The following is a 17,953-nucleotide window of genomic DNA, read 5'->3' on the forward strand; positions in this document are numbered from 1 at the left end:
AATTAGTTACCAACATGGCACAGTCCCTGCTCTAGCCCTCCCCAACAACGCTTTACACACGGGGAGATCCACCATGCACCAGCTCCATCCACTGGCCCGTCACGTCAGCCTCGCGCTGCTGCTGGCCGGCACCGGTAGCCAGGCCATCGCCGCCAGCGCAGACAACAAGAGCGAACCGGCCCTGGAAACCGTCACGGTCACTGCCCAGCATCGCGAGCAGACCTTGCAGGAAGTGCCGGTCGCGGTGTCGGCAATCAAAGGCACCAGCATCACCGCCGACGGCGTGCGCTCGATGGGTGACATCACCACCTTCGTCCCCAACGCCGCTGCCAAGAACCCCGACGGTGATGGCCGCCCACGCTGGTACATCCGCGGCCTGGGCACCGGTGACACCGGCGCGGCGACGGTGTACCCGGTGGGCATCTACGCCGATGACGTCTACCTCAACGCACCGATCGCCGGTGGCGGGCCGCTGTTCGACCTGGAGCGCATCGAGATCCTGCGCGGGCCACAGGGCACCCTTTACGGCAAGAACACCACGGCCGGTGCGGTGAATGTGATTTCCAAGAAACCGACCTTCGACACCGACGGCTACGGCACCATCGGTTTGGGCAGCAAGAACGAGCGCATCGTCACCGGCGCCGTCGGTGGCGCCCTGGTCGATGACAAGCTGGCCGGGCGCGTGTCGTTGTACTCCGAGGAACGCGACGGCTTCCAGCACAACGACTACGACGGCCACACCTATGGTGACGTGAACAAGAAGGCCATCCGCCTGCAGTTCCTCGCCCAGCTCAACCCCGACCTGGACGCCCTGCTGAAGCTGCACAGCCGCCAGTTCAAAGGCGATGGCAGCAATGGCTCGCTGCCGGTCGGGCGCTACTACAACGTCGGCTACGAACGCCCCCACGGCCGCGACATCGCGCTGAACGTCAACGAAGACTACCGCCTCGACCACGACGGTGCTTCGCTGACCTTCAACTGGTACCTGGGCGACTACACCCTGACCTCCATCAGCGCCTACGACTACATCCGCAACCGCTCCACCACCGACGCCGACTACACCCCCTACGAGGTCAACGGCGCGGCGATCACCGACAACAGCTACCGCCAGTGGTCCCAGGAGCTGCGCCTGGCCTCTGCGCAGGACCGCCCACTGCATTGGTTGGTGGGTGCTCACTACTTCCATGAAGACCTCGACAGCGCCGCCCAGCGCATCGTGACCCCAGGCCCTACACCCAACGGCACGGGTTCGAACCAGGTGGGCACCACCGCATTTCGCGACATGGGTTATGACCACCGCACCGACAGCTATGCGCTGTTCGGCAACCTGACCTACGACTTCACCGATGCCTTCAGCGTCACCGGCGGCCTGCGCTGGACCCAGGAGAAAAAGGACATTGACCTGGACCTGACGCAACTGACCCGCGCCACTGCCAACGGCCCGCTGATCCCGCTGGCAGGGGTTGGCACCAACGGCAATCGCCAGGAAGACAAGACCTGGGAAGCCTGGACCTACGACCTGACACCTGAGTACCGCATCAACGACAACCTGCGGGTGTTCTTCCGCTACGCCCACGGTTTCCGCTCCGGCGGTTTCAACACTGGCCTTTCGACCAGCCTGGCGCAGTTGACCACGGTCGATCCGGAAGAACTGGACGCTTACGAACTGGGCCTTAAGTCGGAGTGGTTCGACCGCCGCCTGACGGTCAATGCCAACGTCTTCTACTACGACTACTCCGATATCCAGGTGAACCTGCTGACGGTCAACAACGGCGTGCTGACCACGGCGCTGACCAACGGCGCCAAAGGCAAGGTCAAAGGTGCCGAGCTGGAAATCGAGGGCCAGCCGACCGAACGCCTGCACCTGCGTGCGGCGGTGTCGTTCCTGGATACCGAGTACACCGACTTCAAGAACACCAACCCCACCACGGGGGCAGTCACGGGTGATTACAGCGGCAACAGCTTCGTGCGCTCGCCGCGCAACGTGGTATCGCTGGGCGCCGACTACACCATCCCGCTGGATATCGGCGGCAAGCTGGTGGCAGGGGGCGACGTGAGCTTCCGCGACAAGGAGTACTTCCTCGCCGACCGCCAGAGCAGCGCTGACGCCACCCTCACCCAGCCCCACTACACCCTGGCCAACACACGCCTGACCTGGTTCAGCGCCAACGACAAGCTCAGCGTGACCGGCTTCGTCAACAACCTCACCGACCGTCGCTACCAGGTGCACGGCCGGCCCAACGGCACCGCCGGGCAGTACGTGATCACCTATGGCGACCCCCGCACGGTCGGCCTGAGTGTCACCAGCCGCTTCTAGGTCCATTTCGGGCCCTGGCACCGGCTCTGTGGGAGCCGGCTTGCCGATGGACCCGCACCGCCACCCCACCTTCAGCAGGAACCTCTATGCCCCACCACACCCCCTTGGCCAGCGCCATCGCCCTGGCTATCGGCAGCCTTGCCATGCCCGCCTTCGCCGCCCCGGCCAACGACCGCCTCGATACCGTGGTCGTGGTCGGTACCCACCGCAGTGACGTCACCGCCTTGCAAAGCGCCGCGCCGGTCGACGTGCTGAGCGGCGAGAAACTGCAGGAAACCGGTGCCAGCGATCTGTCGGGCGCCCTCACGGCGCTGTCCCCATCGTTCAGCTTCCCGCAATCGCCCCAGGGCGCCTTCGCTGGCTCCATTGCCCAGGGCGCCTCCCTGCGTGGCCTGGCCTCCGACCAGGTGCTGGTGCTGGTCAACGGCAAGCGTCGCCACACCAGCGCCAACGTCACCCGCCAAGGCCTGGTCAACGCCCGCGGCGCAGCCGCAGTGGACCTCAGCCTGATCCCGTTGTCGGCCATCGAACGGGTGGAGATCCTGCGCGATGGCGCCGCTGCCCAGTACGGCTCGGACGCCATCGCCGGGGTGATCAACATCGTTCTCAAGGAGCGCGACGAAGGGGGCAACGCCGGCTACCGCTTCGGCGGCTACGACAAAGGCGACGGCCTGCAGCGCAAGCTCAGCGGCTGGAAGGGCTTTGCCCTGCCCAACGACGGTTTCCTCACCCTGGCCTTCGATGCCGGCAGCCAGGACCCGGCCAGCGATACCCGTGATGACAACCGCCTCTTCTACCCAGGCTCCACCAGCATCAATACCCCACGCGAGCAGAACAACCGCTACCGCAACTGGCGTTGGGGCTCAGGCAATGTCTCGGACCAGTACAACTTCACCGCCAATGCCGAGATGGGCCTGACCGACGGCCTGAGTGCCTATGGCTTTGCCACCTACGCCCACAAGAACACCGATGCCGAGAACTTCTTCGACCCACCCACCACCCTGCGCAACAACTACGGCAGCGTGGCCCTGGCGCGCTACCCCGATGGCCGCCTGCCGGTGACCCGCTATGGCCTGGAGGATTTTGCCGTCACCGGTGGCCTGCGCTGGGAGAACGAGGCCCTGGGCAACTTCGACCTGGCACTGAACTACGGCAACGACCGGCTCGACTCCACTGATCGCGATGCCATCAACCCCAGCTGGGGCAACGCCAGCCCGTCGACCATCTACACCGGCCGCCGCGAAGCCGACCAGACCAACCTGACCCTGGACTGGACCCGCGACTTCGCCAATGACTGGCTGTTCAAACCGCTGACCGTCTCTGCAGGGCTCGCCTGGCGCCAGGAGAACTACGACCTGAGCGCTGGGGATGCAGCGGGCTGGTCCAACGGGCCGCTGTTCAACACCCTCGACCCGGTGACTGGCCGGCGCTTACCGGGTTACTACTCAGGCATCACCCAAGTCGATGCCGTGTCGCTCGACCGCCGCGTGATCGGGGCGTACCTCGATGTCGAAGCGCAGATCACCGAAAAATTCCAGGCCGGTGTAGCGGTGCGCAGCGAGCACTATTCGGACTTTGGCGACACCACCAACGGCAAGCTGTCGCTGCGCTACGACTTCACCCCCGAAATTGCCGCCCGGGCCAGCGCCAGCACCGGCTACCGCGCGCCCTCGCTGGTGCAGAGCGGGCTGTCGTCGTTCAGTGTGCAGGTGGTCGAACAGCCGCCAGGCAGCGGCAACTGGGTCGAGGTGCAGCAGCGCACCCTGCGTGCCGACAGCCCAGAAGCGGCGCTGTTAGGCGGCAAGTCGCTCAAGCCCGAAGAGTCGACCAACTTCTCTGTGGGCCTGGTCTGGCGTCCGCTGCCCAATGCCTCGCTGACTCTCGATGCCTACCGCATCGACATCGACAACCGCATCACCCTGTCCGATCAACTGCCCTCGTCGGTGGTCACGCCCATTTTCGCCGGCACCCCATACGCCAACATCCAGAGTGCGGCGTTCTACACCAACATCGCCGACACCCGTACCGATGGCGTCGAGCTGGCAGGCCACTATCAGCTCGAGCTGGGCCGCTGGGGCCGCCTGGACCTCAACGGCGGCTATGCGCGCAACAACACCCGTATCACCGGCCTGGACGACGTGGGGGGTATCCCAGGCAACCAGATCATCGGCCGCAATACCCAAGGGCTGATCGAAGACGGCACGCCCAAAGACAAACTGACCCTCAGCGCCAATTGGCTGTATGACGGCTGGAGCCTCACCGTGGCCCAGCGGCGTTATGGCGAATGGAAGAACCGCAACGCCGCCAACCCGACGCTGGACCAGACCTTCAGCCCGCAGTGGGTGACCGACCTGGACCTGTCGTACCGCTTCGACCTGGGCCTGACCTTGTCGGCCGGTGCGATCAATCTGTTCGACAGCCACCCGGACAAGCTCAAGGGCGCGCAGCTCTATGGCGTGCCGAAGTACTCCATCACCAGCCCCGAGGGCGCGCAGGGGGCGTTCTACTACACCAGCGTGAGTTACGACTTCTGACCCAAGGCCCTGCATTACTGCAGCGCGGCGTTGCTGACCGCCTGCTGCTGGAGCAACAGTTGCATGCTGCTCCAGCAGCACTGGTTTCCCGCACCCCGTGTTTCAAGGCTGTCACGGCCTGGCACAGCTCTTGCGACGCCTTGGGCAACTTCCGTTATCCCAAGGCCCATCATGCGCTTGCTCTGCTTCCTCACCTGGCTGATTTCGCCCGTGGTCCTGCTCGCCGTCTGGGCGCTGGTGGCCAGCGCCGGCCTGTTCCCGAGCAATGTGCTGGTGCCCCCGCAAGAAGTCTGGCTCAGCTTCACCGAACTGCTGGCCAGCGGCGAGTTACAGGAACACTTGGCCGGTAGCCTGTCGCGGCTGGCCTTGGGCTTTAGCCTTGGAGCGCTGGGCGGCCTGGCCTTCGGCGCCGCGCTGGCCTTGTCGAAAACCGTGGAGGCTTACTGCGCACCGCTGTTCCACACCCTGCGGCAGATCCCCAGCATTGCGCTGATCCCTATGTTCGTCCTGCTGTTCGGTGTGGATGAGGCGTTCAAGGTCGTGATCGTCGCCAAGACAGCGTTCTTCCCGGTGGCACTGGCCACCTGCGAGGGGGTGCGCGCCATACCGCGCAGCCATTTCGAGGTAGCCGCCGTGTACCGCCTGCGCTGGCCCACGCTGGTGAGCCGCATTGCCCTGCCCGCAGCGTTGCCCGCCATCGTCACCGGGGTACGAATCGCCCTGACCCGCGCCTGGGTGGTGCTGGTGGCCTGTGAGCTGCTCGCCGCCGACAGCGGCCTGGGGCAGATGATCGAAATGGGCCGGCAGATGCTGCGTATCGACGTGGTGATGGTCGGCGTGGTGGTCACCGGCGTGATCGGGTTCACCCTGGATTACGGCCTGCGTCGTGTCGAGCGACGTTTTACCGCCTGGCAAAGCCGCTGAGGAGCTGCTGATGAAACTCAATCACCTGCGTGGACTGTTGCTGCCCCTGTTGCTGCTCGGCGCCTGGGAGTATGCCTCGCGCCAGGACGCCGCCGGCGCCTACGCGTTCGTACCCTTGACCCAGGTGGGTTCGGCGTTGGCTGAACTGTTGGCCAGCGGCGAACTGCTGGTCAACCTCTGGGCAAGCCTGGTACGCACCTGCACGGGCCTGGCCATTGGCATGGTCGCAGGCGTCGGCCTGGGCGCCTTCATGGCCCTGTCGCCGACTGCCAACCGCCTGATCGCTCCGTTGTTCCATGCCTTGCGGCAAGTGCCGATGCTGGGCTGGATACCCTTGATCGCGCTGTGGTTGGGCAACGGCGAAAGCGCCAAGTTGCTGATCGTCAGCCTGGCAGCGCTGTACCCGATGGTGCTCAACACCTTCGAAAGCCTGCGCCAGGTCGAGGGCCGCCACCGTGAAACTGCGCGGGTGCTGATGCTGGGCCGCTGGCAGCAGCTACGCCTGATCCTGTTGCCTGCCGCGTTGCCCGGCATCGCCGCGGGCGTACTGCAAGCCTTGGCCTTCGCCTGGGTGACCTCGGTGGGCAGCGAGCTGTTCCTGTCCTCCGGTGCCGGCCTGGGCAGCCTGATGATGAACGCCGAGGCCGCTGCACGCATGGAGGTGATCGTGGTCTGCGTGCTTTGCATCGGCCTGTGCGGTTACCTGATGTCCTGGCTCTGCACCCGCCTCGCCCGGCGCTTGCTGCGCTGGCGCCCGACTCACTGATGTCCGAATTCTCAAGAGCCTCGACCATGAACGCCCTCGCCCACTCGCTTCACACCAGCGCCGAAACCGGCGCATTGACTGTCCGCGGACTGCGCAAGCAGTACCCGCTCAAGGGCAAGCCGGTGCCGGTACTGGAAAACATCGACCTGGACATACGCCCAGGTGAATTTGTCAGCATTCTTGGCGCCAGCGGCTGCGGTAAGTCGACCCTGCTGCGGCTGATCGTCGGCCTCGATCAGGACTACCAAGGGCAGATTCTGCTCGACCGCCAGCCGGTGCGCGGCCCAGGCCTGGAGCGCGGCATCGTGTTCCAGGACCACCGCCTGTTCCCGTGGATGACCCTGCAGCAGAACATTGCCCTGGCGTTGAAGAACCACGACATGCCGGCTGCGCACAAGGCTCGCCTGGTGGCAGACCATATCGCGTTGGTGGGCCTGGGCGGGTTCGAAACCGCCTACCCGCACCAGCTCTCCGGCGGCATGGCCCAGCGCGCGGCCATCGCCCGGGCGTTGGTCAACAAACCCAAGGTGCTGCTGCTCGATGAGCCGCTTGGCGCGCTCGACGCGCTCACGCGGGTGCGGCTACAGCAGGAGTTGCAGCGTATCTGGCTGCAGGAGCGCTGCACCGTGATCATGGTCACCCACGACATCGAGGAAGCGCTGTACCTGGGCGACCGGGTGATTGTGATGGATGCCCACCCAGGGCGGATTCGCGAAGACCTGCGCATCGAGCTGCCGCACCCGCGCGAGCGTGACAGCACCTTGCTGCATGATTACAAGCAGCGCCTGTTGAACGAACTGGTCGGGCATTGAAGCGGGCGGGCGCCCGGCGACGGACGGCGATTTGAAAGCGCATGAACAAATCTTCATCTTGGCTGTGAGCGCCCTGATCGCGGGGGCAAGCGCCGAGCACCCACCCTCGCGCAGTGCTGCATGCCTTGAGGGCAGGCGCCCGCACGCGTAGCATCGCCGCCCCGCATACTTGTGGGAGCTGGCTTGCCAGCGATTCGAGTGCGTAGCACTCGTCTGCATCCATGTTGGCTGGCCTGGCGCAATCGCTGGCAAGTCAGCTCCCACAGGTTTCGCGTTCAGCCGATACACCACTGCCCATGCCCCAACCGATCCCTCTGAAGGACCACGAAAAGGAAAAGCACCTGGTCAACCGCCGGCTCCTGGCCTGCGCAGCCCTGGTCTTCTGCCTGGTGACAGTCCTGGTCGGTCGGCTGTATGTGTTGCAGGTCCTGCAGCACGACCAGCAGAGTGCAGTATCGGAAAACAACCGCGTACACGTGCTGCCCATCGCCCCCGAGCGCGGGCTGATCTACGACCGCAATGGCGTGGTGCTGGCCGACAACAAGCCCAGCTTCGACCTGACCATGACCCGCGAACGCGCCGGCGACTCGGCCAAGGTACTCGATACCCTGGCGCAGATCCTGAGCCTGGGCGAAGACGACCGTAGGCAGTTCGACAAGGACTTGCGCCGGGGCCGCAAACCGTTCGAGCCCGTGACCCTGATGGTGGGCCTGACCGAAGAGCAGATCGCGCTGGTCGCGGTCAACCAGTTCCGCCTGCCCGGCCTGGACGTCGAGCCGCAGTTCATCCGCGAATACCCCCTGGCCGAGCACTTCGCCCATTCGGTCGGTTATGTCGGGCGCATCAACGAAAAAGAAGCCAAGGCCCTCGACAGTACCGAGTACCGCGGCACCCAATCGATCGGCAAGACCGGTATCGAACACTTCTACGAAAGCCAGCTGCACGGCCATGTGGGCTACGAGGAGGTCGAGACCAACGCCCAGGGCCGAGTGATGCGCGTGCTCAACCACCAGGCCCCGGTCCCCGGCAAGGACATCGTTCTGAGCCTTGACGCGCACCTGCAACTGGCCGCCGAGAAGGCGCTGGGTGACCGCCGGGGTGCGGTGGTGGTACTGGACCCGGCCAACGGCGATGTGCTGGCGATGGTCAGCAACCCCAGCTTCGACCCCAACCTGTTCGTCAAGGGCATCAGCTTCAAGCAGTACGCTGCCCTGCGCGACTCGATCGACCGGCCACTGTTCAACCGCGTATTGCGCGGGCTGTATGCGCCAGGCTCGACGGTGAAGCCGGAAGTGGCCATCGCCGGCCTGGACAGTGGCGTCATCACCCCGGGCAGCAGGGTCTTCGACCCCGGTTACTACGAGCTGCCCAACTACGACCACAAATACCGCAACTGGAACCGCAGTGGCGATGGCTGGGTGGACATGTACACCGCCATCATGCGTTCCAACGACACCTACTTCTACGACCTGGCGCACAAGCTGGGCATCGATCGCCTGCACGACTACATGGCCGAGTTCGGCCTGGGCCAGAAGGTATCGCTGGACATGAACGAAGAGGCTGCCGGGCTGATGCCGTCAGCCCAGTGGAAACGCGCCACCCGCCGCCAAGCCTGGTTCCCCGGCGAAACGCTGATCCTCGGCATCGGCCAGGGCTACATGCAGGTCACACCGCTGCAACTGGCCCAGGCCACCAGCCTGCTGGCCAGCAAGGGCGCCTGGCACCGCCCGCACCTGGCCATGACCGTGGGCGACGAAACGCCGGTGGACCCGAACCCGATGCCAGACATCGTGCTGCATGACAAGCACGCCTGGGACCAGGTCAGCCAGGGCATGCAGATGGTCATGCACGACCCGCGCGGCATTGCCCGCGCCGCCGCCGCGGGTGCCCAGTACCGCATCGCCGGCAAGAGCGGCACGGCGCAGGTGGTGGCGATCAAGCAGGGCGAGCGCTACAACCGCAACAAAACCCTCGAGCGCCATCGGGACAATGCCCTGTTCGTCGGCTTCGCCCCGGCTGACCACCCCAGCGTGGTGGTGGCGGTGATGATCGAGAACGGCGAAGCCGGTGGCCGGGTGGCCGGGCCAGTGGTGCGCGAAGTGATGGATGCCTACCTGCTGGACGAGCAAGGGCATCTGAAGCCACAGTATGCCGGGGGCGCCGTACCCAGGCAGGTTCCGCGCACCTGAGCCCCCTGGCAGCCTGCCCCGACCGGGAACACTTGCGTTGCAAAACGCTACATTTCGAAGCAGCGCTGCCTGACCCTCGGTGTGCCCTCGCCCACGCAGCCTGGCCCATGCCATCTGTTTAAACCCATGAATATCAAGGTATTACCCCACACGCACGGGTACCACGGCGATCTCCAGGCCCACTTTTTGCTTGAATATTCAAGTGAATAGTAATGCATAGCCTGTAGACCGAGAGTTCGCCCAAGCGATCCAATCAACGCCCACCGTGCGAGGCACCCATGACCCCTGCAAGCCGTATTTGCGACGACCACTTCCAGGCTTGGCTCAGCCAGGTCAACGAAGCCTGCGGCCAGTTCAACGGCCGCAAACTCGACCCAGGCTTCGTCGGCCAACTGGAAAAGTGCCAGGCGGGCCAGATCTCCATGAGCATCGTCGACATGACCCAGGTCAACCTGTTTCGGGGCCCGCGGGAAATCCGCGCCAGCGGAGCCGACAACTACTATGCCGTGCTGCAGCTGGCGGGCACTTCGCGCATCGAGCACCAGGAGGCGCGCATCGAGTTGCAGGCCGGCGATCTGACCTTGATCGATGCCAGCGCCCCGCTGGACATGCACTTTCACCAGCGCTCTCGCCAGTTGTCGCTGATCCTGCCGCGCGCCCAGGTGCAAAGTGGCACCCGCGGGGTAGGCGTGGCCTGCGCCAGGCGCATCGAGGCGGGTACGCCATTGGCCAGCATGGCCCGCCAGTTGATGCTCGAAGCCGGTCGCAACCAGCGCATGGCCAACAGTGAGAGCCAGGCGGTGCTCGATGCGCTGATCGCCCTGCTGCGCCCGGCCATCAGCCAGGACGCAGTGCCCGGCAGCCACGAACGCATGTTCCGCAAGGCCCTGGCGCTGATCGACCGGAACATTGCCTGTGAGGGCCTGAGCCCCGAACTCATCGCCCGTGAAGTCGGTATCTCGATGCGCAGCCTGTACCGCATCTTCGCCAAGCACGACCTGGTCATCGCCCAGTACATTCGCAACCGCCGCCTCGACTTCTGCGCCGAAAGCCTGCGCAATCCCGCCATGGACCAGAAGGTGTCGTCGCTCGGTTATGCCTGGGGCTTTTCCGATTCGAGCTACTTCAGCACCGCCTTCAAGGCCCGCTTTGGCATGACCCCGGGCGAGTATCGCAAGCGCCACGCCAACTGATCGGCAGGCTGCACGGGTCGGCGATGAAGCCCGTCCAGGCAGCCACTGACAAGCCCAGTAAATAGCCTGTCAGGCACAACAAAACGTGCCGGCGCGGGTTGGCGCACAATCCGAGGAAACGCCCACAAGCCTTCAGGAACCGTGCGTGATGCCAACCGTCGTCCCCAGCAAGTTCGCAATTCCCTTCCTGCTCGCCGCTCTGGCCAGCCCTCTGGCACTGGCCGAGGAATGCGCAGCCCCGCAAGCCCACCAAGGCGAACAGGTATTCGCCCGCGACTGCGCGGCGTGCCACTCGGCGCAAAAGAACGGCCCACAGATGATGGGCCCCAACCTTCATGACGTACTGGGCCGTACCCCCGGGACGGTGCCGGGCGCCAATTACTCGCAAGCGATGAAAGCGCACCAGGCAGCCTGGACCGCGCAAAGCATCAACGCCTTCATCGCACAGCCGCAAGCCGCCGTGCCGGGCACCTACATGCCCTATGCCGGACTGCCGGATGCCGCCGAGCGCCAGGCAGTGACCTGCTTCCTGGCCGGCCTGAAGTAAACCCGCCCTCCTCTGCCCAGGCCCCGCAACGGGGCCATTTGTGTTTTGGCACAACGCCAAAGGCAACTGGCAGCCAGGGCAAAAACTGGCGCTCGGGCTTGCTGCATGATCGTTGGCAGGTCTTCAGAACCTCTGCCAAACCCATAAAAAAGGAAGCCAGACCATGCCGCACCGCCCGTTTCGCCTCAGCCTGGCCGCGATCCTCGCCGGGGTCTCGTTGCAGGCGCCCGCCCTGGAGCTGTACAGCGATACCGAACGCCATCTCAACGCCACTGTCGAGGCGGTGTTCGGGGCGTTCCACAGTGAAGAACGCTACGCCGTGGCCCGCGACCGTCCAGGCGCTGCGTCATGGCGCGAGGGCTATGTGAAATACGGCCTGAGCGCCGACCAGCGCCTGGGGAACAACGGTACTGTGTATGGTGCTTTTGCCCTGCTCAGCTCGGCGACCTGGGGCGATGGCGACGCAGCAGGGTTCAGCGATGGCAGCGAACGCACCAGCAAGATCGAAGATGCCTACCTGGGCTGGAAGTCCGGCAACCAGGTGCCGCTGCTGGGAGAGGACGGCATCGACCTGTCGTTCGGCAAACAGATGGTCGCGGTCGGTGACGGCTTCCTGATCCAGGGTGACTCGCTGAACGTCGGCCATGGCTTGGCCGATGGCCAGTTCAACCGCGGTGGCGCCTACTACCTGGCAGCGCGCAAAAGCTTCGACAAGACCGCCGTACTGCGCCTGGGCGGCAAACAGGGTTGGCGCGGCGACCTGATGTGGCTGCAGTCGGACAACCGCGCCCAGGCCAACACCGAAATGCACGTAGCGACCCTCGAGCACGTCGCCGATGCCGGCACGGTGGGCCTGACCTACATCGGCACGACCCACGTCGACGCGCAGTACGCCTCGCCCCAACAGTTGGAGCGCGACGGCATGAAGACCTACAGCGTGCGCGCCCAAGGCAATGCAGGAGTGGACAACCTGTTCCTGTCCGGTGAGTACGCCAAGCAGAACAAGCCCCACAGCGCCGACGAGAACGCCTGGTACCTGGAAGCCGGCTGGACCTTTGCCGACCTACCCTGGCAGCCGAACGTCAGCTACCGCTACAGCCGCTTCTCCGAGCAGTACGACACCCTGTTCTACGGGCTGGGTCGAGGCCTGGGCACCTGGTTCCAGGGTGAGGTGGCGGGCAACTATGCCGGCCCGTTCAACAGCAATGCGCGGGTGCAGAAGGTCGGCCTGAGTGTCAGCCCGGCAGCGTCGCTCACCGTGGGGGCTCTGTTGTTCAAGTTCGACACCCTTGACCGTGGCCTGGGCAACGTGGATGGGCGGGAACTGGACCTGTATGCCGAATGGACGATCAACGAACACCTGATGATCGTGCCCCTGGTGGGGCTGTACCAGCCGCACCGCAGTGCCGAGCAAGGCGGCACCCAATTGGGCAATGACAACAACAACCTGTACAGCCAAGTGGTGTTCGTCAGCACCTTCTGAGGCGCCGTGCGCAGGGGCGCACGGCGCCTCCTGGCCGTCAGGGTGTTTCCAGGTTGTGGAACACCACCTCCAGCATGCGGTTGAGCCGCTGCACCTGGGCCTCGGTCAAGCCCTTGAAGCTGCGCTGGAACAGGTCACGGGTCACGTCCTGCATGCGCTCGATGTTCTGCAGGCCTACCTCGGTGATACGTACCTGGGTCACGCGTCCGTCTTCCGGGCTAGGCGACGTCTCGACCAGGCCGTCGTCCTTCATGCGGTAGACGATCTTGGTGATGGTCGACAGCTTGGCGATGGCGTGGGTGGAAATCTCGGAAATGCTCGATTCACCGTTCTCGTTGAGGATCCACAACACGCGCCAGCGCGGCACATCGAGGTCGACCTTCTTGAGCAAACGTTCCATGTTCTGGGTGTAGCGGCCATGCACACGGGCCAGCCAGTAGAAAGGGAAATCTTCCTTGCGAAATTCATCGCTGGCGGGGTCGTGGTGGCTGTGGCCTTTGTTCTTCGAGTTGCTCATCGATTCACTACTTGTGCGGAAATAGTCGCGCCATCATAGACGTTTGCACGAATTTGGCTACCAGGGCGATAGGTTGAAGGGGGGCAAAAGCAGCGCATAACTGCTGGAATATTCAGTTGACATTTCACGTAATAGTTACGCATGTTAACGCCTGGGCCACGGCCTGGCATCCCTCCCTGAAAAAGGCTGCATAACAATGACAATCATAGTTGAAACCCTCGACCTGGGCGGCGACGGCCCCCGAGTCGTGGTCAAGGACACCATCGATGTCGCCGGTACCGCAACCCGCGCCTCCAGCCATGCGTTGGAACAGGCGCCCTTGGCCGAACGCCATGCCGATGTGGTCAACCAGTTGCTGGCCAACGGCGCACGGCTGACCGGCAAGGTCAGCCTGCATGAGCTGGCGTTTGGCACCACCGGCATCAACCACTACACCGGCACCGCGGCCAACCCGCGCTTTGCGGGGCGCATCCCCGGCGGCTCGTCCAGCGGCTCGGCGGCGGCAGTGGCTGCGGGCCTGGCCGATTTCAGCCTGGGTACCGACACCGGCGGCTCGGTGCGGATCCCGGCGTGCTGCTGCGGCGTGTTCGGCTTCAAGCCCACCTTTGGCCGCGTCAGCCGTAAAGGCGTGATGCCGGCGCGCACCAGCCTCGACTGCGTTGGCCCATTCGCCGCGAGCCTGCCGATGCTGGTACGGGCGATGACCATGATCGACCCCACCTTCGTCCCCGCCCAGGTACCGGCCAAGGCGCGCATCGGCGTATTGCGGGTGACCGCCGAAGCGGCGATTCACAAAGCGGTGCACGGCGCACTGACGGCAAGTGGCCTGTCGCTGGGCAATGTCGAGCTCAAGCACTTTGGCGCGGCTTACGACGCCGGTATGGTGGTCATCAACCGTGAGACCTTCGAGGGCTGCGGCCACCTGCTGGAAACCGGCAAGGTCGGTGCCGATATTGCCGGGCGCCTGGCTGCGGCGGGCCAGACGAGTGACAGCGCACTGGCGCAGGCCGAAGCGGTACGCCAGCGCTTTACCGAGGAAGTCGACCAGGCACTTGCCAGCTTCGATGTGCTGGCGTTGCCCACCATGCCCGACTTCCCGCTGCGCCTGGAAGAGGCTGCCGACACCCGCGCGGTGCTGGGCATGACCTCACTGGTGCGGCCATTCAACCTCTCGGGCCACCCGGCACTGAGCATTCCGCTGGGCAGCGAGGCCGGGTTGCCGGTTGGCTTGCAACTGGTGGCGGCCAAAGGTGCCGACGAGAAGCTGCTGGCGGTGGCCGAGCGGTTGTTGCTCAACCTGTATTCGACCCACTGAGGCTGGCCATGAGCGACCTTCGCGCACTGCACAAACGCCTGGATTATTTCGAGAGCCAGCAAGCCATTCGCGTTTGCATCAACCGCTACATGGAACTGTGCGACCAACTTGATGCCAGTACACCCCTTGAGGAACTGGCTGAGCTGTTCACCCAAGATGCCCTGTGGGAAGGCAAAGGCGCCAAGTACGCTGCCAGTTTCGGCGGCTACCGTGGGCGCGAGGCGATCCGGGGGATGTTCAGCACTTACATGAAGACCCCGGCACACTTCGCCTTGAACGTGCACTTCCTGACCAGTGAGGTCATCGAGGTAGCGGGTGACCAGGCGCAGGGACGCTGGGTGATGCTGCAGACCAGCACCTTTGCCGATGGCGCCTCGCACCTCAACGCTGCGCGGCTGACGGTTGGCTTCGCGCGGGAAGGACAACGCTGGCGCATGGCGCACTTCCAGACGGAAAACCTGTTCAGCCGGCCGGTAGGCACCTGGCACAGCGAGGCGCCGCTGCCAGTTCCCGAGCGCTGATCGAGGTGTGCCCTGCCCGGCCGTGCGCTCGACCGGGCCAAGCCCCGCAGGCTGTCACATGTTGGTCACGCGACCGTCGTAATCTGCCGGGCAACTCTATGCCAAAGGTTGCCCGGCATGCTTCGCCTGCTGCTAATGCTGCTTCCCCTGCTACCGCTGACGGCCCTGGCCGAGCCCTGGCACCTGCGTGTGCAAGGCTCCAACACCATCGGCTCGGCACTGCTGCCAGCATTGGTCCAGGGGCAGTTGCGGGCGCTACAGGCAACGCACATCGAGCAGTTGCCAGGTGCGCAAGCCAACGAAACCGTGATCATCGCCCGCAGCGCCCAAGGCCAACCGTTGCGTGTCAACATTGCGGCCCATGGCTCGAGCACGGGTTTCACCGCCCTGGCCCATGGCGAGGCCGACCTGGCCGCTGCCTCGCGCCCTATCAGCGACGCCGAGGCTCAACAGCTCAAGGCGCTTGGCGACCTGCGTGCGGCCAGTGCCGAGCAGGTCATCGGCCTGGATGGCGTGGCGGTGATCGTCCACCCCGACAACCCGCTACCGCAACTGACCACCCAGCAGCTGGCCCAGGTCTTCGCCGGGCAGGTCCAGCGCTGGGAAGAGCTCGGGGTGCCTGGTGGGGCGATCCACCTGTATGCCCGCGATGACCGCTCTGGAACGTTCGAGACCTTCAAGGCGCTGGTGCTGGAGCCCCATCAAAGCCAACTGACACCCCAGGCGCAGCGTTTCGAATCCAGCGACGAACTGGCCGAGCGGGTCTGCAACGATCGCCAGGCCATCGGCTTCAGCAGCCTGGCAGCGGTGCATGGGGCCAAGGTGCTGGCGGTGGCCGAAGGCGACGCCCCCGCCATGCTACCGGACCGCCCGCTGGTCGCCAGTGAGGATTACCCGCTCTCCCGGCGCCTGTACCTCTATTTGCCCGCCAACGCCAAACCCCAGGCCAAGGCCCTGGCGGAATTCGCCCAGAGCTCGGCTGGCCAGGCGATCGTCGCCGCGCAGGGCTTCGTCTCACAACAAGTCAACGCCCAGGCAGTGGCGGCGCAGGCCGACATGCCGCCGCGCTATCGCAGCCTGGCCCAGCAGGCGCAACGCCTGAGCGTCAACTTCCGCTTCCAGGAAGGCAGTGCCAAGCTCGACACTAAGGCCCTGCGCGACGTCCGGCGTGTGGCCGAGTACTTGCGCCAGGCCGGCAAGCTGCGCAGCAAGGCGGTACTGGTCGGCTTTGGCGACCCCAAGGAAACACCCGGCCGCGCCGCCCTGCTCTCGCGCCTGCGGGCCCAGGCGGTACGCCGTGAGTTGGCACGCGATGGCGTCGAGGTGCTGGAGGTGACCGGCCTGGGCGATGAGTTGCCAGTGGCCGGGAATGACCTGGAACAAGGTCGCCTGCGCAACCGCCGGGTGGAGGTGTGGGTGTATTGATGCGGTACACGCTTCAGGCTGTTGCAGGGGCAACTGTTGCCCTGGCCACAGCCACCCAACAGTTAGGCACCCGGCGCAACAGGTAAACCCCGGCTTTGTGCGCCAATCGCCTGATTTCAAAGGCGTTTGATTCTGGCATGGCCCCTGCAGACATGGATTCAACCATCCAGTCTCCGAGGTCAACATGCCGACTGAAACCCTCTCTGCCGCTTACGACATCCGCCAACCCGACGCTCACGTCATCGCCAATGACCAGGAAGCCCTCGAGGTCGCGCACCAGGTCGCCGCCCTGCTGCGCGAAGGGGCCGCCGAACGTGACCGCCGCCGTGAAGTCCCCGCCGATGTCGTCGATGCCTACTCCAACAGTGGCCTGTGGGGCATCACCGTGCCACGCGCCCACGGCGGCGCCGAAGTGTCCTATGCCACCTTGGCGCAAGTGATCGCCATCGTCTCCGCTGCCGACCCGTCGCTGGGCCAGATCCCGCAGAACCATTACTGCCTGCTCGAAGACATTCGCCTGCAGGGCAGCGACGCGCAGAAGCAGTTTTTCTTCGACCTGGCCTTGAAGGGCAACCGCTTCGCCAACGCCCTGTCCGAAACCGGCGGCAAGACCGTGCAACACATCAGTACCCGGTTGGTCGCCGAGGGTGAGGGGTATCGCATCGATGGCCGTAAAGGCTATTGCACAGGGTCGTTGTACGCCCACTGGATCGGCGTACTGGCCCTGGATGAACAGGACCGTGCCCACCTGGCGTTCGTCCAACGCGGTACTCCGGGCCTGGTGGTCGTGGACGATTGGAGCAGCATGGGCCAGCGCACCACCTCCAGTGGCACCGTGCTGCTGGATGGCTTGCGGGTGCCAGCGTTCAACCTGTTCCCCAGCTACCGATCCTACGAGCAACCGACCCTGGCCGGACCTTTCGCCCAGCTGACCACCGCGGCGATCGATGCCGGCATCGGCCGGGCGGCGCTGGACGACACCATCGCCTTCGTGCGCGAGCATGCCCGGCCATGGATCGACGCCAAGGTCGAGCGGGCCAGCGATGACCCGCTGACCATCATCCAGGTCGGCTCCCTGGACATTCGCCAGGAGGCCGCCGAGGCTTTGCTGGAACGGGCCGGCTGGGTACTGGACGCCGCCCGCTCGGCACCGGACGAAGACAACGTCGCCGCCGCCTCGCTGGCCGTGGCCAAGGCCAAGGTGCTGACCACCGAGGCGGCCATCGAAGCCAGCAACCGCCTGTTCGAGCTGGGCGGCACGCGCTCGTCGCTGACTCGGCACAATTTTGACCGCCACTGGCGCAATGCCCGCGTGCATACCCTGCACGACCCTGTGCGCTGGAAGTACCACCTGGTCGGCAACTGGGCGCTGAACGGCATCAAGCCGGCGCGTCATGACTGGAACTGAGG

14 protein-coding genes are annotated in these 17,953 nt (G+C 65.0%); 13 read left to right on the plus strand and 1 reads right to left on the minus strand.

Features of this window, described 5'->3' with window-relative positions:
• Positions 1–73: 73 nt before the first annotated feature.
• The 9 genes from APH34_RS03520 to APH34_RS03560 all read left to right on the plus strand — a co-directional run bounded on the left by APH34_RS03520 (position 74) and on the right by APH34_RS03560 (position 12,765).
• Positions 74–2,317 carry a TonB-dependent receptor gene (locus APH34_RS03520; protein WP_054899785.1) on the plus strand — a complete coding sequence of 748 codons (2,244 nt, stop codon included), beginning with the start codon at positions 74–76 and terminating at the stop codon, positions 2,315–2,317.
• An 86-nt stretch (positions 2,318–2,403) separates the two neighbouring features.
• Entirely contained in the window at positions 2,404–4,851 is a 2,448-nt protein-coding gene (locus APH34_RS03525) for a TonB-dependent siderophore receptor (RefSeq protein ID WP_054899786.1), read from the plus strand.
• Positions 4,852–5,022: 171 nt separating this feature from the next.
• Positions 5,023–5,775, plus strand: coding sequence for an ABC transporter permease (locus APH34_RS03530; RefSeq protein ID WP_054899787.1), 753 nt, complete (start codon positions 5,023–5,025; stop codon positions 5,773–5,775).
• Positions 5,776–5,785: 10 nt separating this feature from the next.
• Positions 5,786–6,541, plus strand: coding sequence for an ABC transporter permease (locus tag APH34_RS03535; protein WP_054899788.1), 756 nt, complete (start codon positions 5,786–5,788; stop codon positions 6,539–6,541).
• 26 nt (positions 6,542–6,567) lie between these two features.
• Complete coding sequence (locus APH34_RS03540; RefSeq protein WP_054899789.1) at positions 6,568–7,353, plus strand: ABC transporter ATP-binding protein; 786 nt, start codon at positions 6,568–6,570, stop codon at positions 7,351–7,353.
• Between the two features lie 296 nt (positions 7,354–7,649).
• The gene (mrdA, locus tag APH34_RS03545; RefSeq protein WP_054899848.1) at positions 7,650–9,542 is read left to right on the plus strand and encodes a penicillin-binding protein 2; all 1,893 of its coding nucleotides are present in this window, start codon (positions 7,650–7,652) and stop codon (positions 9,540–9,542) included.
• Between the two features lie 278 nt (positions 9,543–9,820).
• Positions 9,821–10,735: a transcriptional regulator FeaR gene (gene feaR / locus APH34_RS03550; RefSeq protein ID WP_054899790.1), complete on the plus strand. Its 915-nt coding sequence runs from the start codon at positions 9,821–9,823 to the stop codon at positions 10,733–10,735.
• 148 nt (positions 10,736–10,883) lie between these two features.
• Positions 10,884–11,282 carry a cytochrome c family protein gene (locus APH34_RS03555; RefSeq protein WP_054899791.1) on the plus strand — a complete coding sequence of 133 codons (399 nt, stop codon included), beginning with the start codon at positions 10,884–10,886 and terminating at the stop codon, positions 11,280–11,282.
• Between the two features lie 163 nt (positions 11,283–11,445).
• A complete protein-coding gene (locus APH34_RS03560) occupies positions 11,446–12,765 on the plus strand; it encodes an alginate export family protein (protein ID WP_054899792.1) in 1,320 nt (439 codons plus the stop codon).
• Positions 12,766–12,802: 37 nt separating this feature from the next.
• Here APH34_RS03560 and APH34_RS03565 read toward each other — a convergent pair whose 3' ends face one another.
• Complete coding sequence (locus APH34_RS03565) at positions 12,803–13,282, minus strand: MarR family winged helix-turn-helix transcriptional regulator (protein ID WP_054899793.1); 480 nt, start codon at positions 13,280–13,282, stop codon at positions 12,803–12,805.
• Between the two features lie 196 nt (positions 13,283–13,478).
• On the opposite strand from APH34_RS03565, the gene APH34_RS03570 reads away from it, so the two are divergent.
• The 4 genes from APH34_RS03570 (at position 13,479) to APH34_RS03585 (ending at position 17,951) form a co-directional block, all read left to right on the plus strand.
• The gene (locus tag APH34_RS03570; RefSeq protein ID WP_054899794.1) at positions 13,479–14,597 is read left to right on the plus strand and encodes an amidase; all 1,119 of its coding nucleotides are present in this window, start codon (positions 13,479–13,481) and stop codon (positions 14,595–14,597) included.
• 8 nt (positions 14,598–14,605) lie between these two features.
• Positions 14,606–15,118: a nuclear transport factor 2 family protein gene (locus tag APH34_RS03575; protein WP_054899795.1), complete on the plus strand. Its 513-nt coding sequence runs from the start codon at positions 14,606–14,608 to the stop codon at positions 15,116–15,118.
• Positions 15,119–15,235: 117 nt separating this feature from the next.
• Positions 15,236–16,543 carry a substrate-binding domain-containing protein gene (locus tag APH34_RS03580; protein ID WP_054899796.1) on the plus strand — a complete coding sequence of 436 codons (1,308 nt, stop codon included), beginning with the start codon at positions 15,236–15,238 and terminating at the stop codon, positions 16,541–16,543.
• Positions 16,544–16,727: 184 nt separating this feature from the next.
• Complete coding sequence (locus APH34_RS03585; protein ID WP_054899797.1) at positions 16,728–17,951, plus strand: SfnB family sulfur acquisition oxidoreductase; 1,224 nt, start codon at positions 16,728–16,730, stop codon at positions 17,949–17,951.
• The last annotated feature ends 2 nt before the right edge of the window (positions 17,952–17,953 follow it).

The organism is Pseudomonas sp. NBRC 111131 (assembly GCF_001320525.1).
Classification (GTDB): Bacteria; Pseudomonadota; Gammaproteobacteria; order Pseudomonadales; family Pseudomonadaceae; genus Aquipseudomonas; species Aquipseudomonas ceruminis.

What these genes read in the sequence shown, in the direction of transcription:
- APH34_RS03570 (WP_054899794.1), top strand. Translation starts at nt 13,479, where the DNA reads ATGACAATCATAGTTGAAACCCTCGACCTGGGCGGCGACGGCCCCCGA.
- APH34_RS03525 (WP_054899786.1), top strand. Translation starts at nt 2,404, where the DNA reads ATGCCCCACCACACCCCCTTGGCCAGCGCCATCGCCCTGGCTATCGGC.
- mrdA (WP_054899848.1), top strand. Translation starts at nt 7,650, where the DNA reads ATGCCCCAACCGATCCCTCTGAAGGACCACGAAAAGGAAAAGCACCTG.
- APH34_RS03520 (WP_054899785.1), top strand. Translation starts at nt 74, where the DNA reads ATGCACCAGCTCCATCCACTGGCCCGTCACGTCAGCCTCGCGCTGCTG.
- APH34_RS03585 (WP_054899797.1), top strand. Translation starts at nt 16,728, where the DNA reads ATGCCGACTGAAACCCTCTCTGCCGCTTACGACATCCGCCAACCCGAC.
- APH34_RS03535 (WP_054899788.1), top strand. Translation starts at nt 5,786, where the DNA reads ATGAAACTCAATCACCTGCGTGGACTGTTGCTGCCCCTGTTGCTGCTC.
- APH34_RS03565 (WP_054899793.1), bottom strand. Translation starts at nt 13,282, where the DNA reads ATGAGCAACTCGAAGAACAAAGGCCACAGCCACCACGACCCCGCCAGC.
- APH34_RS03575 (WP_054899795.1), top strand. Translation starts at nt 14,606, where the DNA reads ATGAGCGACCTTCGCGCACTGCACAAACGCCTGGATTATTTCGAGAGC.
- APH34_RS03540 (WP_054899789.1), top strand. Translation starts at nt 6,568, where the DNA reads ATGAACGCCCTCGCCCACTCGCTTCACACCAGCGCCGAAACCGGCGCA.
- APH34_RS03555 (WP_054899791.1), top strand. Translation starts at nt 10,884, where the DNA reads ATGCCAACCGTCGTCCCCAGCAAGTTCGCAATTCCCTTCCTGCTCGCC.
- APH34_RS03530 (WP_054899787.1), top strand. Translation starts at nt 5,023, where the DNA reads ATGCGCTTGCTCTGCTTCCTCACCTGGCTGATTTCGCCCGTGGTCCTG.
- APH34_RS03580 (WP_054899796.1), top strand. Translation starts at nt 15,236, where the DNA reads ATGCTTCGCCTGCTGCTAATGCTGCTTCCCCTGCTACCGCTGACGGCC.
- feaR (WP_054899790.1), top strand. Translation starts at nt 9,821, where the DNA reads ATGACCCCTGCAAGCCGTATTTGCGACGACCACTTCCAGGCTTGGCTC.
- APH34_RS03560 (WP_054899792.1), top strand. Translation starts at nt 11,446, where the DNA reads ATGCCGCACCGCCCGTTTCGCCTCAGCCTGGCCGCGATCCTCGCCGGG.